10 protein-coding genes and 1 tRNA gene are annotated in these 19,426 nt (G+C 62.5%); 7 read left to right on the forward strand and 4 right to left on the reverse strand.

The annotated features are described in order from the left end of the window. Positions 1 to 44: 44 nt before the first annotated feature. The 3 genes from CIC12_RS30400 to CIC12_RS30410 all read right to left on the reverse strand — a co-directional run bounded on the left by CIC12_RS30400 (position 45) and on the right by CIC12_RS30410 (position 2,159). Complete coding sequence (locus CIC12_RS30400) at positions 45 to 539, reverse strand: peptidylprolyl isomerase (RefSeq protein WP_168669883.1); 495 nt, start codon at positions 537 to 539, stop codon at positions 45 to 47. Between the two features lie 198 nt (positions 540 to 737). Next, a complete protein-coding gene (locus CIC12_RS30405) occupies positions 738 to 1,319 on the reverse strand; it encodes a peptidylprolyl isomerase (RefSeq protein WP_168669885.1) in 582 nt (193 codons plus the stop codon). A 48-nt stretch (positions 1,320 to 1,367) separates the two neighbouring features. Continuing rightward, the gene (locus CIC12_RS30410) at positions 1,368 to 2,159 is read right to left on the reverse strand and encodes a tetratricopeptide repeat protein (RefSeq protein ID WP_168669887.1); all 792 of its coding nucleotides are present in this window, start codon (positions 2,157 to 2,159) and stop codon (positions 1,368 to 1,370) included. A 232-nt stretch (positions 2,160 to 2,391) separates the two neighbouring features. Here CIC12_RS30410 and cysS point away from each other — a divergent pair, with 232 nt between their 5' ends. The 6 genes from cysS to CIC12_RS30440 all read left to right on the forward strand — a co-directional run bounded on the left by cysS (position 2,392) and on the right by CIC12_RS30440 (position 9,391). After that, positions 2,392 to 3,789: a cysteine--tRNA ligase gene (cysS, locus tag CIC12_RS30415; protein ID WP_168669889.1), complete on the forward strand. Its 1,398-nt coding sequence runs from the start codon at positions 2,392 to 2,394 to the stop codon at positions 3,787 to 3,789. A 47-nt stretch (positions 3,790 to 3,836) separates the two neighbouring features. Further along, positions 3,837 to 4,886: a DNA-3-methyladenine glycosylase family protein gene (locus CIC12_RS30420; RefSeq protein ID WP_168669892.1), complete on the forward strand. Its 1,050-nt coding sequence runs from the start codon at positions 3,837 to 3,839 to the stop codon at positions 4,884 to 4,886. A 126-nt stretch (positions 4,887 to 5,012) separates the two neighbouring features. Beyond that, on the forward strand, positions 5,013 to 5,984 hold the full coding sequence (locus CIC12_RS30425; protein WP_042322870.1) for an acetyl-CoA carboxylase carboxyltransferase subunit alpha: 972 nt from the start codon (positions 5,013 to 5,015) through the stop codon (positions 5,982 to 5,984). A gap of 100 nt (positions 5,985 to 6,084) precedes the next feature. Continuing rightward, positions 6,085 to 7,482 (forward strand): tRNA lysidine(34) synthetase TilS, encoded by a 1,398-nt coding sequence (gene tilS / locus CIC12_RS30430; protein ID WP_174772257.1) that lies wholly within the window; start codon positions 6,085 to 6,087, stop codon positions 7,480 to 7,482. A gap of 383 nt (positions 7,483 to 7,865) precedes the next feature. Next, a complete protein-coding gene (locus CIC12_RS30435; RefSeq protein WP_168669903.1) occupies positions 7,866 to 9,116 on the forward strand; it encodes an aspartate kinase in 1,251 nt (416 codons plus the stop codon). Between the two features lie 181 nt (positions 9,117 to 9,297). Further along, a tRNA-Ser gene (locus tag CIC12_RS30440) sits at positions 9,298 to 9,391 on the forward strand. A 1,160-nt stretch (positions 9,392 to 10,551) separates the two neighbouring features. Here the strand turns inward: CIC12_RS30440 and CIC12_RS30445 are convergent. Further along, positions 10,552 to 11,184 (reverse strand): HD domain-containing protein, encoded by a 633-nt coding sequence (locus CIC12_RS30445; protein ID WP_342030590.1) that lies wholly within the window; start codon positions 11,182 to 11,184, stop codon positions 10,552 to 10,554. A gap of 221 nt (positions 11,185 to 11,405) precedes the next feature. Here CIC12_RS30445 and CIC12_RS30450 point away from each other — a divergent pair. After that, the coding region (locus tag CIC12_RS30450; RefSeq protein ID WP_342030591.1) for a hemagglutinin repeat-containing protein at positions 11,406 to 19,426 on the forward strand (8,021 nt) is incomplete at its 3' end.

Below are 19,426 nucleotides of genomic sequence, written 5' to 3' on the forward strand. Positions count from 1 at the left end.
AAGGTGCCTGATTTCAGTTCGAACGAGTCGACGGCGGGTCGAGCCTAGTCGACGATCACAGCCTTTTCGATCACGACGTCGTCGGCCGGCACGTCCTGATGGAAGCCCTTCGAACCCGTCTTGACCTTCTTGATCTTCTCGACCACGTCCATGCCGTCGACCACCTTGCCGAACACCGCGTAGCCCCAGCCCTGCGGCGTCGGCGACGAGTGGTTCAGGAAGTCGTTGTCGTTCACGTTGATGAAGAATTGTGCCGTCGCGGAATGCGGGTCGTTCGTGCGCGCCATCGCGATCGAGCCGTTGACGTTTTTCAGACCGTTGTTCGCTTCGTTGTTGATCGGCTCGGCCGTCGGCTTCTGCTTCATGCCGGGTTCGAAACCGCCGCCCTGGATCATGAAACCGTCGATCACGCGGTGGAACACCGTGTTGTCGTAGTGGCCGGCCTTCACGTAGTTGAGGAAGTTCTCAACCGACTTCGGCGCTTTCTCAGCGTCCAGTTCGAGTTTGATGACGCCGTGGTTCGTATGCAGTTCAACCATGATGGAATCCTTTGATGAACGGGTGGGTAAAAAGGACGCGGCGAGTCGTCATGCGTTACGTACTGCATTGACGGCGCCCGCGCCGGGGCGTGGATTGTGCACCAACGCGTCGACGTGCGGGCGTAGCCGTGCTGATTCGAGAGCATGCGCGGGTTGCTTCGTGCGCGCTCGTCGTGCTTCGTCCGCTTGGCTGCTCACTTACTTGCCGACCACCGTGGCCGACTGGATCACGACCGGCGTCTTCGGCACGTCGCTCATCGGGCCGCGCGACGTGGTAGGCGTGGCTTCGATCTTCTTCACGACGTCCATGCCGCTCGTGACCTTGCCGAACACCGCGTAGCCGTTGCCGTCCGGATTCGGATAATCGAGGCCGGCATTGTCCACCGTGTTGATGAAGAACTGCGCGGTGGCCGAATTCGGATCGCTGGTGCGCGCCATCGCCAGCGTGCCGGTCAGGTTCTTCAGACCGTTGCGGCTCTCCAGAGGAATCGGCGCGCGCGTCGGCTTCTCGGCGAAGCTCTGCGTGTAGCCTCCGCCCTGAATCATGAAGCCGGGAATCACGCGATGGAAGATCGTGCCGCTGTACTGGCCGGACTTTACGTAGTCGATGAAATTCGCGACCGTCTTCGGCGCTTTCTCCGGATACAACTCGACGCGGATGTCGCCCTCCGATGTCTTGAGCAGCACGGACGGATGCGCGGCTTGCGAACCGGACTGGGCAAAAGCGGGTGCGTTTGCGATCAGGGCGGCGCTGCCGAGCGCCAACATCAACCATTTCATGAAGATCCTCGGGGGTGGAAAAAGCGGAGTGCCCACGACGTGCCGGCGTTATTGCGACGGCGCCATGTAGGGCGGCATGGCCAGCGAGCCATTCGCGCCGCCGAACTGGAAGCTCGGCGTCTGCGTCATGTTCATGTTCGAGATGGCGCGGCCCGTGGCGCTGTCCGTGGGCGCTGCCGCTGCAGCGGCGGCCCTCGCCGGCGCACCGTTCTTCGGCGGCGAGACGATCTTCTGGATGTCGGCCAGACGCTGCGCGGTCGTGGGGCTCGCCTTGCCGAGGCCTTGCGCGTGACGGTAGGCTTCGCTCGCCATGCGCAGATACACGTCGCCGAGATTTTCGTACGCGAGGCCGTAGCTCGGGTTGGCCTTGGCGGCCGTTTCGAGCGCGGTGCGCGCTTCGATGAGATGGCCTTGCTTCGCGTACAGCGCGGCGAGGTTGTTATACGGCTCGGGCAATTCGGGGTACAACTGCGTGAGTTCGGTGAACGCCGCGATCGCCTCGTCGTCGCGATTGAGGTGCGCGAGCACGGTGGCGCGTTTGAACTTCGCTTGCGCGTCGCGCGGATTCGATGCGATGCGCGCATCGAGCTGGGTCAACGACGCTTCCCAGTTTTTCTGCGCAATCGACGCGTCGATTTCCGGCGTGTTATCGCGCACCGCGGGACCTTGCGGCATCATGCCGGCCTTCTGTGCATAGGCTGCCGCAACGGGCAGGGCCGCGAGAGCGACGGCCACGGTGACGCGCACGGCGAGGGCGCGCGCAGCACCGCGCGTGAGGCCATTGCACGCCGTCGCGGCGAGGGTCGCAGCGCTGTGCGCGCGGCCGCTGGAAGGTTTCATAGGCTTGGGTCTGGATGTTATACTCCGACCCATTCTAACAAAAGGTCTGCGCGTTCCGTCGAACCGCAAACTGTCTTTTCGCCACTCGTGGTCGTCTCCGCTTTGAGCGCAGCTTGATCGCCGCACCAGGTGCGCCGGTTTTGCTGTATGCGACGCATCCGTCGTCTTCCAGGCGGGGCGCGGCGCGTCTGAAACACAATGCGGATTTCTTTCGGCCCACGCACCGTTCTCTATGGAATCACTGCGCATCTACAACACGCTCGCGCGTGACAAGCAAACTTTCGTGCCGCTGCAAGCAGGCGTCGTGCGGATGTACGTCTGCGGGATGACCGTGTACGACTATTGTCACGTCGGTCACGCGCGGGTGATGGTCGTGTTCGACATCGTGCAGCGCTGGCTGCGCACGCTCGGCTATGACGTGACCTACGTGCGCAACATCACGGATATCGACGACAAGATCATCCGCCGCGCCGTGGAGAACGGCGAGACGATCAAGTCGCTGACCGACCGCTTCATCGACGCATTGCATGAAGACGCGGACGCGCTCGGCATCCAGCGGCCCGACATCGAACCGCGCGCGACCGACTTCATTCCTCAGATGCTCGGCATGATCGAGACGCTCGAGGCGAACGGCTACGCATACCAGGCGAGCGACGGCGACGTCAACTACGCGGTGCGCAAGTTCGCCGGCTACGGCAAGCTGTCGGGCAAGTCGCTCGAAGATCTGCGCGCGGGCGAACGCGTCGCGGCCAACGACGCGAAACAGGACCCGCTCGACTTCGTGTTGTGGAAGCAGGCAAAGCCCGACGAACCCGCCGACACCGGCTGGGAATCGAAGTACGGGCGTGGCCGTCCCGGCTGGCATATCGAGTGCTCCGCAATGGGCTGCACGCTGCTCGGCGATCAATTTGACATTCATGGCGGCGGCCAGGATCTGCAGTTTCCACACCACGAAAACGAAATTGCGCAAAGTGAAGCCGCTACCGGTCAAACCTTCGTCAATTACTGGATGCACAACGGCTACGTACAGATCGACAATGAGAAGATGTCGAAGTCGTTGAACAATTTTTTTACGATTCGCGAAGTGCTGGCGCAGTACGATGCAGAGGTCGTGCGGTTTTTCATTGCACGCGCGCATTACCGCTCGCCGTTGAACTACAGCGACGTGCATATCGACGACGCCCGCAACGCGCTCGCGCGTTTGTACACCGCGCTCAAGGACGTCACGCCGGACGCCGCGGAGCTCGACTGGAACGAAGCGCATGCGCAGCGTTTCCAGGCGGCAATGAACGACGACTTCAACACGCCGGTTGCAGTGTCGGTGTTGTTCGAGTTGGCGACTGAAGTGAATCGCACGCGCGACCCGGCGCTGGCCCGTCAATTGCGCGCGCTCGGCGCGGTGATCGGACTGCTCGGGCGTGAGCCGCGTGCGTATCTGCAGCAGGCCGCGGGTGCCGCAGCACAAGGTGCGCTCGAGCCCGCCGCGATCGAAGCGAAGATCGCCGCGCGCGTGGCCGCCAAGCAGGCGAAGGACTATGCGGCAGCAGACCGGATCCGGGCCGAATTGCTCGAGGCCGGCGTTGCACTTGAAGACAAACCCGGCGGGTTGACCGAGTGGCGGCGCGTGTGAGCGCACCTCGTACTTCCCTCTGATCGACTCGCCAGGCAGGAGGCAGGATGGCAACGGCCACGAAGACGCCGGCTAAACGAGCCGCGTCTCAGACAAACGCGGCAGCCGCGGCAAAGTCGACACGCACGTCGGCTCGCGCGGGCAGCGGCGCGGTACAGAAAGCATCGTCGAAAGCCACTGCGGTGGCCGCGAAGAGCGCAGCGGGCGTAGGGGCGGCAGCGAAAAAGGCCACGCTCAAGCGTGCGCTCAACGGGAGGTCGGCACACGCGCCTGCCGCGAAGCGCGCCAAGGCGTCGCGTGTGAAAAGCAATGGCGCATTGCCGGCCGCACTCGCCAGCGACGTGCAGGAGCTCGCGCGCGACACCAACGCGGGCGAGGTCGTGCGCAAGACGCGCGCATCGGCGGGCGCCGGTGGCGAAGCCGCGAGTGCGAGCGATGTGACGGTACCGGTGCAGATCGGCGGCCTCACGCCCGAAGTCACGCGTCCGGCGTATTGGGACAAGGCGTGTGCGGACCTCGTCAAGCGTGACCGTATTCTGAAGAAGCTGATTCCGAAGTTCGGTCCGGTGCATCTGCTGAGCCGTGGCGACCCCTTCGTCACGCTCGCGCGCTCGGTGGTGGGGCAGCAGATTTCGGTCGCGTCTGCTCAAGCCGTGTGGGCGAAAGTCGAAGCGGCGTGTCCGAAGCTCGTGCCGCAGCAGTTCATCAAGCTCGGTCAGGAGAAGCTGACCGCGTGCGGGCTGTCCCGGCGCAAGGCCGAGTACGTGCTCGATCTCGCGCAGCATTTCGTGTCGGGGGCGTTGCACGTCGGCAAGTGGACGTCGATGGAAGACGAGGCGGTGATCGCCGAGCTCACGCAGATTCGCGGCATCGGCCGCTGGACCGCGGAGATGTTCCTGATCTTCAATCTGTCGCGTCCCGATGTACTGCCGCTCGACGACCTCGGCCTGATCCGCGCGATCAGCGTCAACTATTTCAGCGGCGAACCGGTCACCCGCAGCGAAGCGCGCGAGGTCGCGGCGAACTGGGAGCCGTGGCGCACGGTCGCGACCTGGTATATGTGGCGTAGTCTTGATCCCTTGCCGGTCGACTACTGAACAACAAAAAAACGAGGCTATCTCAAAAAACTATCGATTGTTATATTTCGATAGTTGCGAGATGGTTTTGACAGCGGCGAGCGCGGTTAGAATACGCGCTGCCGGTAAGTCCAAGGATTACAACCAATGAAGACCACCTTTCTGGATTTCGAACAGCCAATCGCTGAACTCGAAGCGAAGATCGAAGAATTGCGCTTCGTGCAGGACGATTCGGCCGTCGATATTTCGGAAGAGATCGAGCGGCTGTCCAAGAAGAGTCAACAGCTCACCAAAGATCTGTACGCGAACCTCACGCCGTGGCAGGTTTCGCAAATCGCCCGTCATCCGCAACGCCCGTACACGTTCGATTACGTGAGCGAGCTGTTCACCGATTTCCACGAACTGCATGGCGACCGCAACTACGCGGACGACCTCTCGATCGTCGGCGGCCTCGCGCGCTTCAACGGCCAGGCCTGCATGGTGATCGGCCATCAGAAGGGCCGCGACACGAAGGAGCGCGCACTGCGCAACTTCGGCATGCCGCGTCCGGAAGGCTATCGCAAGGCTGAACGCCTGATGCGTCTGGCCGAAAAATTCAACCTGCCTATCTTCACGTTCATCGACACGCCGGGCGCGTATCCGGGCATCGGCGCGGAAGAGCGTGGCCAGTCCGAAGCGATCGGCCGCAATCTGTACGTGATGGCCGAACTGAAGACGCCGCTGATTGCGACGATCATCGGTGAGGGCGGATCGGGCGGTGCGCTTGCTATCGCGGTCGGCGATAGCGTGCTGATGCTGCAGTTCTCGACCTACTCGGTGATTTCGCCGGAAGGCTGCGCATCGATTCTGTGGAAGAGCGCCGCGAAGGCGCCGGAAGCCGCGGAAGCGCTCGGCCTGACCGCGCATCGTCTGAAGGCGCTCGGGCTGATCGACAAGATCGTCAACGAGCCGCTCGGCGGCGCGCATCGCGATCCGAAGGGCATGGCCGCCATGCTGCGCCGTGCGCTCGCGGACTCGCTGCGCCAGTTCCAGGGCATGAGCATCAACGACCTGCGTCAACGCCGTTTCGAACGGTTGATGTCGTACGGTAAGTTCAAGGAAACGACGCCGGGTGCTTGAGCCCGCGCGCGTTTTCTTCATCCATCAGCGCTTTTGCGCTAACGATGTGAATCCCATCGCCGCTTCGCCTGCCGAGCGCCTCGTAATCGAGGCGGTCGGCATGGCGTTGTCCGCGCTTCCCGCAAGCGCGCGCATCGCGGTGGCGTTTAGCGGCGGTGTCGATTCGAGCGTGCTGCTCGATGCCGCGGTGCGCGTGGCGGGCGCGTCGCGTTGTGTCGCGCTGCATGTGCATCACGGGCTGAGTCCTCACGCCGACGCGTGGCTCGCACATTGCCAGGCGTTTGCGCGGGAACGCGGCGTCGAATTCGACGCGCAGCGCGTCGAGGTGCCGCGTGCTGGCGGCGTGAGCGTCGAGGCGGCAGCGCGTGATGCGCGTTATCGCGCGCTGGATGCGATGTGCGCGGCGCGCGACATTCACGCGCTCTGGCTCGCGCAACACGCCGACGACCAGGCGGAAACCGTCCTGCTGCAATTGCTGCGTGGCGCGGGTCTCGCCGGTCTTGCGGCGATGGCGCCCGAGTTCACTGCGGCCGGCGCGTGCGCGGCGCGTGTGAGACCCTTGCTCCATGTGTTGCGCGCGCAGCTCGAACACTATGCGAGCGCGCGCGCCTTGCAGTGGATCGACGACGAGTCGAATGCAGACGCCCGCTACGCGCGCAATGCGCTGCGTCACGAGGTGACGCCGGCGCTGGCGGTTCACTTTCCCGGTTTTCGCGACGCGCTGGCGCGCACGGCCGCGCACGCGGCGTCGGCGCAGCGCCTGCTCGATGCGCTCGCGCGCATCGACCTGGATGCGGCATCCGCGAACGAAGGACGCGCGCTGTCGCACGATGCGCTTCTCGCACTCGACGACGATCGTGCGCTCAATCTGATGCGTTACTGGATGCGCACGTTGGGTCTCACTGCGGCATCGAGTGCTCGTCTGAGCGATGCGTTGCGCCAACTGCGCGAAGTGGACGCGGCGGGCGACGGGCATCGTCTGCGTGTCGATCATGCGGGCCAGGCGTTGCGCAGCTATCGCGGCCTCGTGTATTGGGAGGCGGGCGACAGCAGTGAAGCCGCCGATGAAACGGCACTTGCCGCGCGCGAGATTAGCGAACTCGCCTGGCAGGGCGAATCGATCTGGCGTTTGCCGCAATGGCGGGGCACGTTTGTGTTTGCGCGCGAGGAGCAGGGTGCGGGACAGGCAGGCTCTGACGCCAACGACTCACTCCCTTGCGAGGTCCTGCGACGCGCCTCGTTGAGCGCCCGCTCGCGCAGCGGCGGCGAACGGATGCGCACGAGCGACGCGCCCGGCGCACCGACCCGAACGCTGAAGAACCTCTTCCAGGAACGCGGCATCCCTGCATGGAAGCGCGACGTGCCGTTGCTCTATATCGGCGACGAACTGCTGTTCGTGCCTTTGCTCGGCGTGAATCGCGCAGCGTTGCCGCCCTCGGCCGCCGCCGACGGACCGCGCATCAGAATCATCTGGCGTGAAGACCTGCTGATCGCCTGACGGGGCGGTCGGACTGCGCTGGGACGCGAGCGACAAACCGGGAAATAGGGCGCAAATCCGCACGAAACAAGCCTTTGCAACACTGATTTCGCGGCTTTCGACGGCTGCTGCGGCTTGTCTTTTTACGCCCAATCGGGTACGTTTACCCGCTTGCCCGACCCGATTTCGCCGTCGCTTTGTCGCTATCGCCGGTTGCGAGCGTGATCCGTCGTTTCCCGTTAAGTCACTAGCGATCATTCCCGGGCAAACCCGCGCGTGTTGCACGCGCGCTGCATTTACGCCGCCACACACTTTGCCGTCGTTCACAAGACGTTGCGCTCCTGTGCTTTTGTGCGGTCGTCTCCAGCGCGCCAGCGCGGTTTCTCTTCCAGTTCAGAACGACAATGGCACTCATCGTACATAAATACGGCGGCACCTCGATGGGCTCGGTCGAGCGCATCAAGAACGTCGCCAAGCGCGTCGCGAAATGGCATAAGGCCGGCCACAAGATGGTCGTCGTGCCGTCGGCGATGTCCGGCGAAACCAACCGCTTGCTCAGTCTCGCGAAAGAAATCACGGCTCAACCGAGCGCGCGCGAACTCGATATGATCGCCGCCACGGGCGAACAGGCCAGTTCGGGTCTGCTCGCCATTGCGTTGCAGGATGCCGGGGTCGACGCGGTCAGCTATGCAGGCTGGCAAGTGCCGATCAAAACGGACAGCGCGTTCACGAAAGCGCGCATCAGCGAAATCGACGGCGAGCGCGTGTTGCGCGATCTCGACGCAGGCAAGGTGGTGGTGATCACCGGCTTCCAGGGCATCGACCCGGACGGCCACATCACGACGCTCGGCCGCGGCGGCTCGGACACGTCGGCGGTCGCGGTCGCGGCCGCATTGAAAGCCGATGAGTGCCTGATTTATACCGACGTCGACGGCGTGTACACGACCGACCCCCGCGTGGTCGAAGAAGCGCGCCGGCTCGATCGCGTGACGTTCGAAGAAATGCTGGAAATGGCCAGCCTGGGTTCGAAGGTGCTGCAGATCCGTTCGGTGGAATTCGCCGGCAAGTATCAGGTGAAGACACGCGTGCTGTCGAGCCTGACCGATCCGCTGATGCCGCTCGACGCTGAAATGAAGTCGGGCACCCTGATTACTTTTGAAGAAGACGAGACCATGGAAAAAGCAGTCATCTCGGGCATCGCGTTCCAGCGCGATGAAGCTCGTATCGCCGTGATGGGTGTACCCGACAAGCCGGGCATCGCCTATCAGATTCTCGGGCCGGTGGCGGACGCGAATATCGACGTCGACATGATCATCCAGAACCAGAGCGTCGAAGGCAAAACGGCGTTCACGTTCACGGTCGGCCGTGGCGATTATCAGCGCGCGATGGAGATCCTCACCGGCCAGGTGCAGGGTCATGTGCATGCCGAGAAGGTGCTCGGGGATCCGAAGGTGTCGAAGGTGTCGGTGGTCGGCGTCGGTATGCGTTCGCATGTCGGCATCGCGAGCACGATGTTCCGCACGCTGTCGGAAGAGGGCATCAACATCCAGATGATCTCGACCTCCGAAATCAAGATTTCGGTGCTGATCGACGAGAAGTACATGGAGCTCGCGGTACGCGCGCTGCACAAGGCGTTCGATCTGGATCAGGTGTAAATGGTTTGAATAACGGGGCGCAACGAAGCGCCCCGTTTGCTTTTGCGCCACCAATGCGAACAAATTGCGTCGGCAATGACAAACCTGGCACAAAAAGTGTTCTTCAGACATTGACCTTCGACGTTCGGCCCGCTATTATCTTGGCTTCGTCGCACTGACTCCCTGTGCGACAGAAAGTTTGGGAGACGTGGCCGAGAGGTCGAAGGCACTCCCCTGCTAAGGGAGCATCTGGGCCAAAACCTGGATCGAGGGTTCGAATCCCTCCGTCTCCGCCATTGAAGGCGGCTGAAACCCCGTAAGTTCAAGGACTTACGGGGTTTTTGTTTTTCTGGCCCATCATTCAGCCCATCACTGAGCACAAAAAGCTGTCCCGGGCGCGCCGCCGCTTGCCGAATCGTTCCGTACATTTGTACGCTATCACCTTGGTGGGCACAACGACCGGGAGGCCACCTGAACGATGCGTACGCGTACCAACAAATCACTCCACTGCGGAGCCTGTTGATCCGGTGACCGTCGAGCAGGCGGCGGCACTGATTGCTGGCTTCGATCCAAACTCGGTTGATGAGAGCGGCAACTGGTTCAAGGATCGCGCGACTGGACAGTCTGATCGTGGCGGTATTACGTGGGTTCATACCGCGTTCGCAGCTCGTCAATGCAATCAACGCCCGCAAACTGAAGGCGAGCATTCGGCGGTCAGCGTGGGAACGGGGGTGGGACGAAGAGCCGGAGGACGGTGAAGCGTATGCACAGAAAGTCACGATAAGACCAGCCGACGCGGCAGAGGCTTGGGGCACTGCTGAGCCTCACGCGGTTAGGTCACGCTCGATTTGATAACGAATGCGCTACATGATTCATCGCCTCGCGGACCCTCGCGCCCGACAACCAACAAATCCCCGCGACACATTCAGTTTCTCCGCAATGTGTGCGAAGCGCCACTCACACACGTTTTGATGATCGGTGACACGACACTTTATGCAACCGACGGAAGCGAATCGTGCAAATGGGGCGACCCGTGCGTACCTGCAGGTTTCGCAATCAGGGAGCGAGGTGATGTGTAGCGCGACTATGCCGGTTGCTGGCTTGTGAACGAGGATGACGTCACCGGCATGAGCGTGACCCACCTGGCCGAGCGCACGTCAGGCTGTTGCGGCATGACAGGCTTGCGCGGTCCCAATCTGGTTTGCCAGTGCGGTGAGCATGTCGCCAGCGCAGAGACTGACTGCTGCGTACCAAACTTTATCGCGTTGAGCAAAGACTCCGTGCATTCGCAAGAGTCCCTGAGCGGCGGGAATCGACCCAGCGACCGGCAGGATGAGTTTCTGAAAGTCGCCCAGAAATATCTCGGAAAAGACGAATTTTCTGGTCGGCTCCAAAGTCGTATCGACAGAAAAGCGAATGTCTCGCACGCCGCAAGGCTGATGCGTAAGCAAGCCAGTCAGGCGACTGGCCTGAGATGCGCGGTTTCATCGAAGACACGCCCAAGCCCCAGGTGAACGCCCCGCAACCCACTGACAACTTCGCACGCAAAGTCGAAATACGCTTGCTTGCGCTCAACCGACCATTCAAGCGGCGGGCGGTCGGCAATATCCCGCAGATTGCAGATTTTGTCTGCCAGCTTGACAAGCTTCGCGCCGTCGCTCATGTGCGGCGCGTTCCTGATCTGAAGGCGCTTGCGCTCCGGCTTCGGCAATGACTTGTCGTGCGTCACCTCGCTGACGATATCTGCGGCTTCCTGGCCGAACAGTTTCGCAAGCTCTCTTAGCGACGTGTCCGTGTCTTCCACCGTGTCGTGCAGCACGGCGGCTATCAATATGGTTTCGTCGTCAATGTTCACTTCGTTCGCCAGCACGTTTGCGAGCGCAATCGGATGGTTTATAGGGCAATTGTTCATGGTCTTTGCGCCGCTGGTTGCGGTGCGCCGGTCGGCGGCGAAGGCTATCGCCGCACAAGGTTGTTCATGGTGGTTCTCTTCTCGGGTTGAACACGTTCGACATAACACGTTTGTGCCCGTTCGTGATTTGAATTCGGGCGATAGCGTTACCTTTGCGCGGCGGCCAGCACTGCACATGCGATGTGAGCTTGCTGTATTCGTTTTGCATGCTATGTACGCATATGTCGCGCAAGTCCATCGGATAAATCTGTTTTCAATTTCCGTTGTTGCTTCGCACTGCTTTAACAAAGTTTGACCTACCTAAGAGGAAGCCTAAGGTATTTTCGACAGGTTAAAAGAGCACGCCACGCAGGATGAATAAGAACATGTTCAGGCTGGTTTTCAGCCGGCGTAGAGGTATGCTGATCGCGGTTGAGGAAACGGCGAGCGGCGCGCGCAAGACCGATCAGGAAGAAGTAGCAGGCGCGGCACATATCGCTCAATCGAGCGGGCGGCATGCTTTGCGGTTCGCGCTGCACCCTGTGGCATTTGCCGTGCTGGTGGGGCTGGGCGGCGGGTGGTTTGCGCCGATGCTCGCCCATGCGCAGATTGTGCCGGGTGGTACCCATGCGCCGTCCGTGATCCAGACACAGAATGGTCTGCCACAGGTTGACATTAACCGTCCGTCTTCGGCTGGTGTATCCGTCAATACATACGGACAGTTCGACGTACAGAAGAACGGCGCCATTCTCAATAATTCGCCCGTTATCACCGGCACGCAGCAGGCCGGGCAGATCAATGGCAACCCGAACTTCGGGGCGAACCAGGCCGCGCGCATCATCCTGAACCAGGTCAACAGCAGCGCGGCGAGTCAGATCAACGGCCATCTCGAAGTTGCAGGGCAACGCGCAGAGGTGGTGATCGCTAACGGCTCCGGCATTTCGGTGAATGGCGGCGGCTTTCTGAATACCTCGCGTGCCATTCTGACGACCGGTACGCCGAACTTCGCACCCGATGGTTCGCTCACCGGTTTTAGCGTAAGGGGCGGCAACATCACCGTGCAAGGCGCGGGACTCGACGGTTCGACTGTGGACCAGGTTGACCTCCTGGCCCGCGCGGTGCAGGTCAATGCGGAGGTGTACGCGGGAAAGCGCCTGAATGTCGTCACGGGCGCAAACCAGATTGGTCACGACTCACTTGCGTTCACGCCGATCGCAGGCGACGGACCCGCACCAGCCGTCTCGATTGATGTGAGCCAGCTGGGAGGGATGTACAGCGGGCGTATTTTTCTGGCGAGCAATGAGTACGGTGTAGGTGTTTCGAGCCGGGGCGTGATCGCCGCGCAGGCGGGCGACCTGACGCTGCAATCGAACGGCGTGCTGTCCCTCACCGGCGAGACCAGCGCAAGCGGCAATCTTGCCGCAACCGGCGGCGATATCCAGAACAGCGGCACGACTTACGCGCAGCAAAGCGCGACGCTCTCGGCCAGCGGTACGGTCACGAACAGCGGCATGGTTGCCGCGCAGCAGAATACTTCCCTGAGCGCTGGCTCGGTGACTTCGACTGGCATGCTCGCGGCGGGCGTGAACGGCGACGGCTCGCTCGCGCAGACCGGCGACCTGAATGTAAGCGCATCCGGCGCTGTCACGGCAACCGGCCGCAATGTCGCGGGAGGCAATGCGAGCGTGAGCGGTGCGGCGCTCAATCTCGCGGGTAGCACAAATTCGGCGAACGGCGCGCTCGTGCTGGCTGCCAACGGCGGTGACCTGAACCTGTCGGGCGCGACCACGACGGCGGGCGGCGCGCTTGATGCGCGCGCGGCCGGTACGCTCACGAACGACAACGGCGCAATGTCGTCGGGTGGTGCGCAAACCATCATTGCGGGCGCACTCTCGAACCACAATGGCCAGATCGTTTCGGGTGGCACGCTGACCGAGTCCGTTACGGGTGCAATCAATAACCAGGGCGGCACGATGCAGGCCGCAGGCGCGCTTTCTTCGTCGAGTGGTTCGCTCGATAACTCGGGCGGAACCGTCGCGTCGCTAAACGCAGACGGCGTTTCCGTCACGACGACCGGCCTGCTCAACAACGGTGCGGGCGGCGCTATCGGCGGCAACGGGAGCGTCAGCATCCAGTCAGGACAGATCGCCAATGCAGGGTCGATCACTGCGGTCCAGAGCCTGATTGCGTCGGCCGCGCAGGCTCTGTTCAACAGCGGCACGTTCGCGACCAATGCGGACATGACGCTTTCGGCCGGGACGGCGCTGATGAACACCGGCCAGTTTGGCGCGGCCCGCGCGCTCACACTTCTCGCCGCGACGTTCGACAACAGCAGCGGGACGACCAGCGCCGACCAGTTCACGCTGCACGCCGCTAACCTCGTGAACCACGGCGGCACGCTCACGCAGACCGGAACCGGCGCGACGACGCTCGACGTGACCGGCACGCTTGACAACTCGGCAGGCGGCACACTCCAGACCAACAGCACGGACCTGACTCTTGCACCCGCCGCGTTCGACAACGATGGCGGCACGATTGCGCATGCCGGGACCGGCAAGCTGTCGATCAATTCGGGTAATGGTGCCGGCGAAGTATCCAACGTCGAGGGCAGGATTGCCACGAACGGCGAGGGCTCGATTCAGGGCGGCGCGCTCGATAACGCATCGGGTTCGGTGATCGCACGGAACGGCCTGACGGCAAAAGTCGGCGGGGAACTGGACAACACGAACGGCCAGCTGCTGTCGAACACGGATACGAACATCACGAGCGGCACGCTCAACAATAACGGCGGCCAGATCGGTGCAGGTACGAAGGAAACCATCAGCACGGGCTCGCTGACCAATGACGGCGGCTCGATTGCCGCGCCCGACCTCACGCTGACGACGGGCACGACGCTCGATAATGGCGGCGGCGATATTGAGGCAAACCAGCTCGCACTGAAAGCGACGGATTTGCTGAACCACGGCGGCACGATCACGCAGTATGGCCCGTCGTCGATGGGCTTCAGCATCAGCGGCACGTTCGACAATTCAAACGGCGGTACGCTGCAAACGAACAGCGCAAACTTCACGCTCGCGCCCGGTGCGCTCGTCAACGACTACGGCACGATTCTCAATGCCGGTACAGGTACGCTGACAATCGCACCCGGCTATGGCGCAGGGGTTTTCTCGAACATCGGCGGCCAGATCATTGCGGCGGGGCAGATCGCAGTGCAGGCGGCAAGCCTGAACAACCTGTATGGCGTGCTCGCGGCACAAGGCAATATCGCTGCGAACATCGCGGGCGACCTGAACAACACGCAAGGCTCGGTTCGTTCTCTCGCGTCGCTGTCTCTCGCCAGCGGCGGCACGCTGACGAACATGAACGGACAGATCCAGTCCGGCACGGGTGCGGCGGGCGACGCGAGCACGCTCGCCATTCAGGCCGCGTCGGTCAATAACACGAACGGCCTCGTCAGCAATCTCGGTACGGGCGACATGACCGTGCAAGGCGGCAGTCAGACCGTCAACAGCGGCGGCGTGATGACGGGCAACGGTAACGTGGCCGTCGACACGTCATTGCTCTCCAATACGCAGGGCGGTCAACTGAGCGGCGCGAGCCTCGCGGTTCAGGCGGACATCGTGGACAACAGCGGTGGCCAGATCGGCAACCTTGCCGGTTCGAATGGCGATGTCGCAATCACGACGACCGGCGCGCTGACGAATGCGAACGGCCAGATTGGCGCGACGCATGACCTTACCGTGAATGCCGCGACGCTGACGGGCGGCGGGGCCTACAGTGCGGCCAATGACGTTGCAGTGAGCGTTCAGGGCGATTTCGCGCCCACGCCAGATGTGCAGTTCAACGCCGGTCATGACCTGTCCTTTACCCTGCCGGGCACGTTCAGCAATGGCGCGCTGGTTGAGGCGGCGAACAACCTGAACATCAATGCCGCCGACGTCCAGAATAGCGGCGTCATGATGGCGGGCGGTACGCTCGCGACGCATTCGAACACGCTGGAGAACACGGGGACGATGGTCGGTGGCAGCGTCTCGCTCAACGCAACGCAATCGATTGCCAATGCCGGGCCGACCGCGCTGATCGGCGCCACGGACAGTAACGGAACGCTCGAACTGCTGTCGAACGACATCGAGAACCGCGACGACACGACGACGACCGACACCCAGGCGACGACGGCGATTTACGGTCTTGGCAAGGTGGTACTGGCGGGCGGAAAGAATGCGGACGGCAGTTACACGAACGCCAGCCTGATCCGCAACCAGTCGGCGCTGATCGAGTCGGCCGGCGACATGGAACTGCACGCCGCTCAGGTGACGAACACGCGCACGACGATGACCACGACGGGCCTGAATCAGTCGGTCGATCCGGCCCTGCTCGCGCAGCTCGGCATCGGCCTGTCGGGCTGCACGGCGGTCGACATGGCCGCCTGCTCCGGTCAGGACATCGGCTGGGCCATCTCCCCGCCGGATAACCCGGCATTCCTGACCATGATTGGCGGTCTGTACACGATCCCGCCGCATGGCGGTCAGTGGAATAGCGGCTACCAGTACACGACCTATACGGGCGAAGCACTCGCGAACCTGATTGCGGGCATCAGTCCGCAGGCGCAAATCATGACGGGCGGCAATCTGGACGCGTCGAAGGTCGGCCTGTTCCAGAACTACTGGAGCGCGGTCGCGGCAGTGGGCAATATCGCCGCGCCTACCACGCTCGACCAGAATAGCTGGCAGGGGCAGAGCGCACCCGAAGTGCAGGTCACGTACTCAGGCTACTACCACTACAACAACTACGACAACACCGAACACAACTGGACGCTACCGTTTGGCGATGCGCCGTTTGTTGGCTCACGGCCGGGCGGCTATACCCAGGCGGCACCGGCTGATATCCGCTCTTATGCGCTCCCGAGCTACGAGTCGAGCTTCGTCGCGGGCGGAACGCTTTCCGGCACGGGCGTGAACATCGATAACACGGCGGGCAACGCGGGCATTCCGTCGCTTGGTCTTCCCCCCGGTCAGTCGCTGGGCGGCGTCACTGTCGGCGGCGTGAGCGGCAACGCGAATGGCACGAAGGCCGGGGCTGCGTCGGTCAATGGTGGCGGCAGTATGGTCAATCCGGTCATTGCCAATGCGACTGCGCAGAACGTGCTGCAAAACCTCTCGATTCCCCGGGGCGGACTGTTCAGCCCCGCGAGCGCACCGGGCGCAACCTACCTGATCGAGACCAACCCGGCGTTCACGAACCAGAAGACGTTCATATCGAGCGACTACTACCTGCAACAGCTTGGCCTGAATCCGCAGACGACGGAGAAGCGCCTGGGCGATGGATTCTACGAACAGCAACTGGTTCGGAACCAGATTACGTCGCTCACCGGCAAGGCGGTACTCGGTCCGTACACCGACCTTCAGTCGATGTATCAGGCGATGCTCGACGCGGGCGCGTCGCTGTCGAAGTCGCTTGATCTGCCGCTCGGCATGAGCCTGTCGGCTGAACAGGTGGCAGCGCTCACGAGCAACGTCATCATCATGCAGACCGAGACCGTCAACGGGCAACAGGTACTCGTGCCCGTCGTCTATCTCGCGAAAGCCAGCCAGCAGGACATGAACGGGCCGTTGATTGCGGCGACCGACATCGACCTTCAGAACACGCAGACCTTCAGCAATAGCGGCACGGTGCAGGCGGGCAACGCACTGTCGATTCAGGGCCAGCAGATCGACAACGCGTTCGGCAAGCTGCAAAGCGGCGGCCTGATGTCGCTGGCCACCACCGGCAATGTTGACCTCACCTCGGCCACCGTGAACGCGGGCAGCCTCGCGCTGAACGCGGGCGGTGACCTGTTGCTGAACACGGCGGTCAAGACCGTTGATCAGGTCAGCGCGACGGGTGCGACGCGCACCACGACGACGCTCGGCCCTGTTGCGAACCTGAACGTGGCGGGCGATGCCGTGATCGTCACGGGCGGCAACGTCGAGCAGAACGCGGGCAACCTGAGCGTGGGCGGCAACCTCGGTATGGCCGTGGGCGGGAACTACGATATTGGTTCGGTACAGACTGGCGAACATAAGATTGTCGAGCGCGCGAACGGCGTGTCGAACACCAGCCTCAACCAGACGACCGGCAGTTCGATCAATGTCGGCGGTGTTTCGCAGATTGGCGTCGTCGGCGATCTGACGGCGACGGGAGCGAACATCAATCTCGCGGGCGGCGGCACACTTGCTGCGAATGGCAATGTGACCTTGCAGGCGGCAAAATCAACTTCAACAGTTGACAGCAACAGTTCCGGTAGCGATAGCCACGGTAGTTACTCGGAGTCGTCGCACCGCTCGGACGATACGCTCACGGCTACGACGCTCAATGCAGGCAATTCGCTGACCGTTGTATCAGGCAAGGATATTAATGTCACGGGCAGCGCGATCAGTCTCGACCAGGGAACCGCGACGCTCGCCGCAGCCGGTAACGTCAACATCGGTGCGGCAACGGAAACGCACGTCGACAATTCGCAGGAGCAGCACAGCCACAGCAATATCGTAAGCGGCAAGGAAGTGGCGAGTTCGAGCAACACCACCGCCACGCTCTCGCAGGGCAGCATGGTTTCCGCAGACGCCGTGACTATCGCCAGTGGCAACGACCTCAACGTCAAGGGCAGCACGATTGTCGGGACGAACGATGTCGCGCTCAGTGCCGCGCATGACGTGAATATCACCACGTCACAGGACACCATGCAGTCATCCAGCACCTATGAGGAGACGCGAACGGGTCTGGGAACAAGCGGGTTGAGCGTCACGGTCGGCACCAACAAGCTCGCGACGACCGATGAGGCATCGAGTGTCACGAACAACGCGAGCACAATCGGCTCGCTGAACGGCGACCTGTCGATCCAGGCGGGCAACACCCTGCACGTCACGGGCAGCGATCTTGTCGCAGGCGGGAGCCTCGCTGGCACGGCGGCCAACGTCATCATCGACGCGGCAACCGATACCTCGCACCAGGCGCAGACGCAGAAGACGAGCAGCAGCGGCCTCACGATTGGCCTGGCGGGTTCGGTCGGCGATGCGATCAACAACGCGTATTCGGAAAGTCAGGCCGCGAAGAATTCGACCAGCACGGGCAACGAACGTGCGGCTGCGCTGCATAGCATTGCGGCGGCGGGCGACGTTGCCTTGACCGGCCTGAGCTCTGCGGGCGTGACAGCGGACGGCAAGCCGGATATCGGCATCAAGGTCAGCATCGGGTCCAGCAGGAGCGAAAGCCAGTCGTCGGAAGATCAAACGGTGCAACGCGGCTCCAGCGTGCAGGCAGGCGGCACGGCGGGATTCGTGGCGACGAACGGCGACCTGACTATCGCCGGGTCGGACATTAGCGCGAACGATGTCATTCTGGCGGCGAAAAACCAGGTGAACGTCATTAACACGACCGACACCGATTCGACGCGTAGCTCGAACAGTTCCAGCAGCGCAAGCGTTGGCGTGCAGTACACGCTGGGTGGCGGCTTTGGTGTCTCGGCTGCAATGTCGAACGCGCGTGGCGACGCTAACAGCGATGCGTCAATCCAGAATGCTTCGCATGTGAACGGCGCGAACAGCGTCACGGTGATATCGGGCGGCGACACGCACATCATCGGCTCGCAGATCAACGGCAAGCAGATCGCGGCTGACGTGGGCGGCAACCTGAATATCGTGAGTGTGCAGGATGTGACGAACAGCGCTGCGCACCAGAGCAGCACGGGCGGCGGATTCACGATCAGCCAGGGCGGCGGCAGCGCGAGTTTCAGCGCGCAGAACGGCCATGCCGGTTCGAACTATGCAGGCGTCAACGAACAGGCCGGGATCAATGCCGGGGACGGTGGATTCAACATCAATGTCAAGGGCAACACGGATCTGACGGGCGGTGTGATATCGAGCACGGCCGACGCGTCGCAGAACAGCCTGACGACCGGCACGCTCACGTTCAGCGACATCCAGAACCAGTCCCACTACAGCGCCGCGAGCAACGGCATCAGTGGCGGCGCGGGCGTGGGCAGCACAGGCAAGGCGACGGGACCTGGTTCGGTGGGTGGTTCGGGCGGCCTTGTGCCGATGATTTCGCAGAACGACAACGGTGACCAGAGCGCGACGACGCGCAGTGCGGTCAGCGTGGGTGCGATCAATATCACGGACGGCGAGAAGCAGACGCAGGATGTGGCAGGCCTGAGCCGAGATACAACGGATACCAACGGGACGGTCTCGAAAACGCCGGACGTGAACGATATGCTGAACCAGCAGGCGGACACGATGGCGGCGGCGCAGGCGGCAGGCCAGGTGGTCGCGCAGGGTATTGGCGCGTATGCTGAAACAAAACAGGAGGCAGCCGAAAAGGCTGGTGACGCGGCCACAGCCGCAGCGTGGGATGAGGGGGGGACTAACAGAACAGCGCTGCACATCGCGGGTGGAGCATTGATGGGTGG

Source organism: Paraburkholderia sp. SG-MS1 (assembly GCF_012275575.1).
In the GTDB taxonomy this organism is placed as follows: Bacteria; Pseudomonadota; Gammaproteobacteria; order Burkholderiales; family Burkholderiaceae; genus Paraburkholderia.

Excerpts from the sequence above, each read along its gene's own strand:
- CIC12_RS30400 (WP_168669883.1), bottom strand. The coding sequence starts at position 539 with ATGGTTGAACTGCATACGAACCACGGCGTCATCAAACTCGAACTGGAC.
- tilS (WP_174772257.1), top strand. The coding sequence starts at position 6,085 with ATGGCGTTGTCCGCGCTTCCCGCAAGCGCGCGCATCGCGGTGGCGTTT.
- CIC12_RS30425 (WP_042322870.1), top strand. The coding sequence starts at position 5,013 with ATGAAGACCACCTTTCTGGATTTCGAACAGCCAATCGCTGAACTCGAA.
- cysS (WP_168669889.1), top strand. The coding sequence starts at position 2,392 with ATGGAATCACTGCGCATCTACAACACGCTCGCGCGTGACAAGCAAACT.
- CIC12_RS30420 (WP_168669892.1), top strand. The coding sequence starts at position 3,837 with ATGGCAACGGCCACGAAGACGCCGGCTAAACGAGCCGCGTCTCAGACA.
- CIC12_RS30445 (WP_342030590.1), bottom strand. The coding sequence starts at position 11,184 with ATGTGCAGTGCTGGCCGCCGCGCAAAGGTAACGCTATCGCCCGAATTC.
- CIC12_RS30405 (WP_168669885.1), bottom strand. The coding sequence starts at position 1,319 with ATGAAATGGTTGATGTTGGCGCTCGGCAGCGCCGCCCTGATCGCAAAC.
- CIC12_RS30410 (WP_168669887.1), bottom strand. The coding sequence starts at position 2,159 with ATGAAACCTTCCAGCGGCCGCGCGCACAGCGCTGCGACCCTCGCCGCG.
- CIC12_RS30435 (WP_168669903.1), top strand. The coding sequence starts at position 7,866 with ATGGCACTCATCGTACATAAATACGGCGGCACCTCGATGGGCTCGGTC.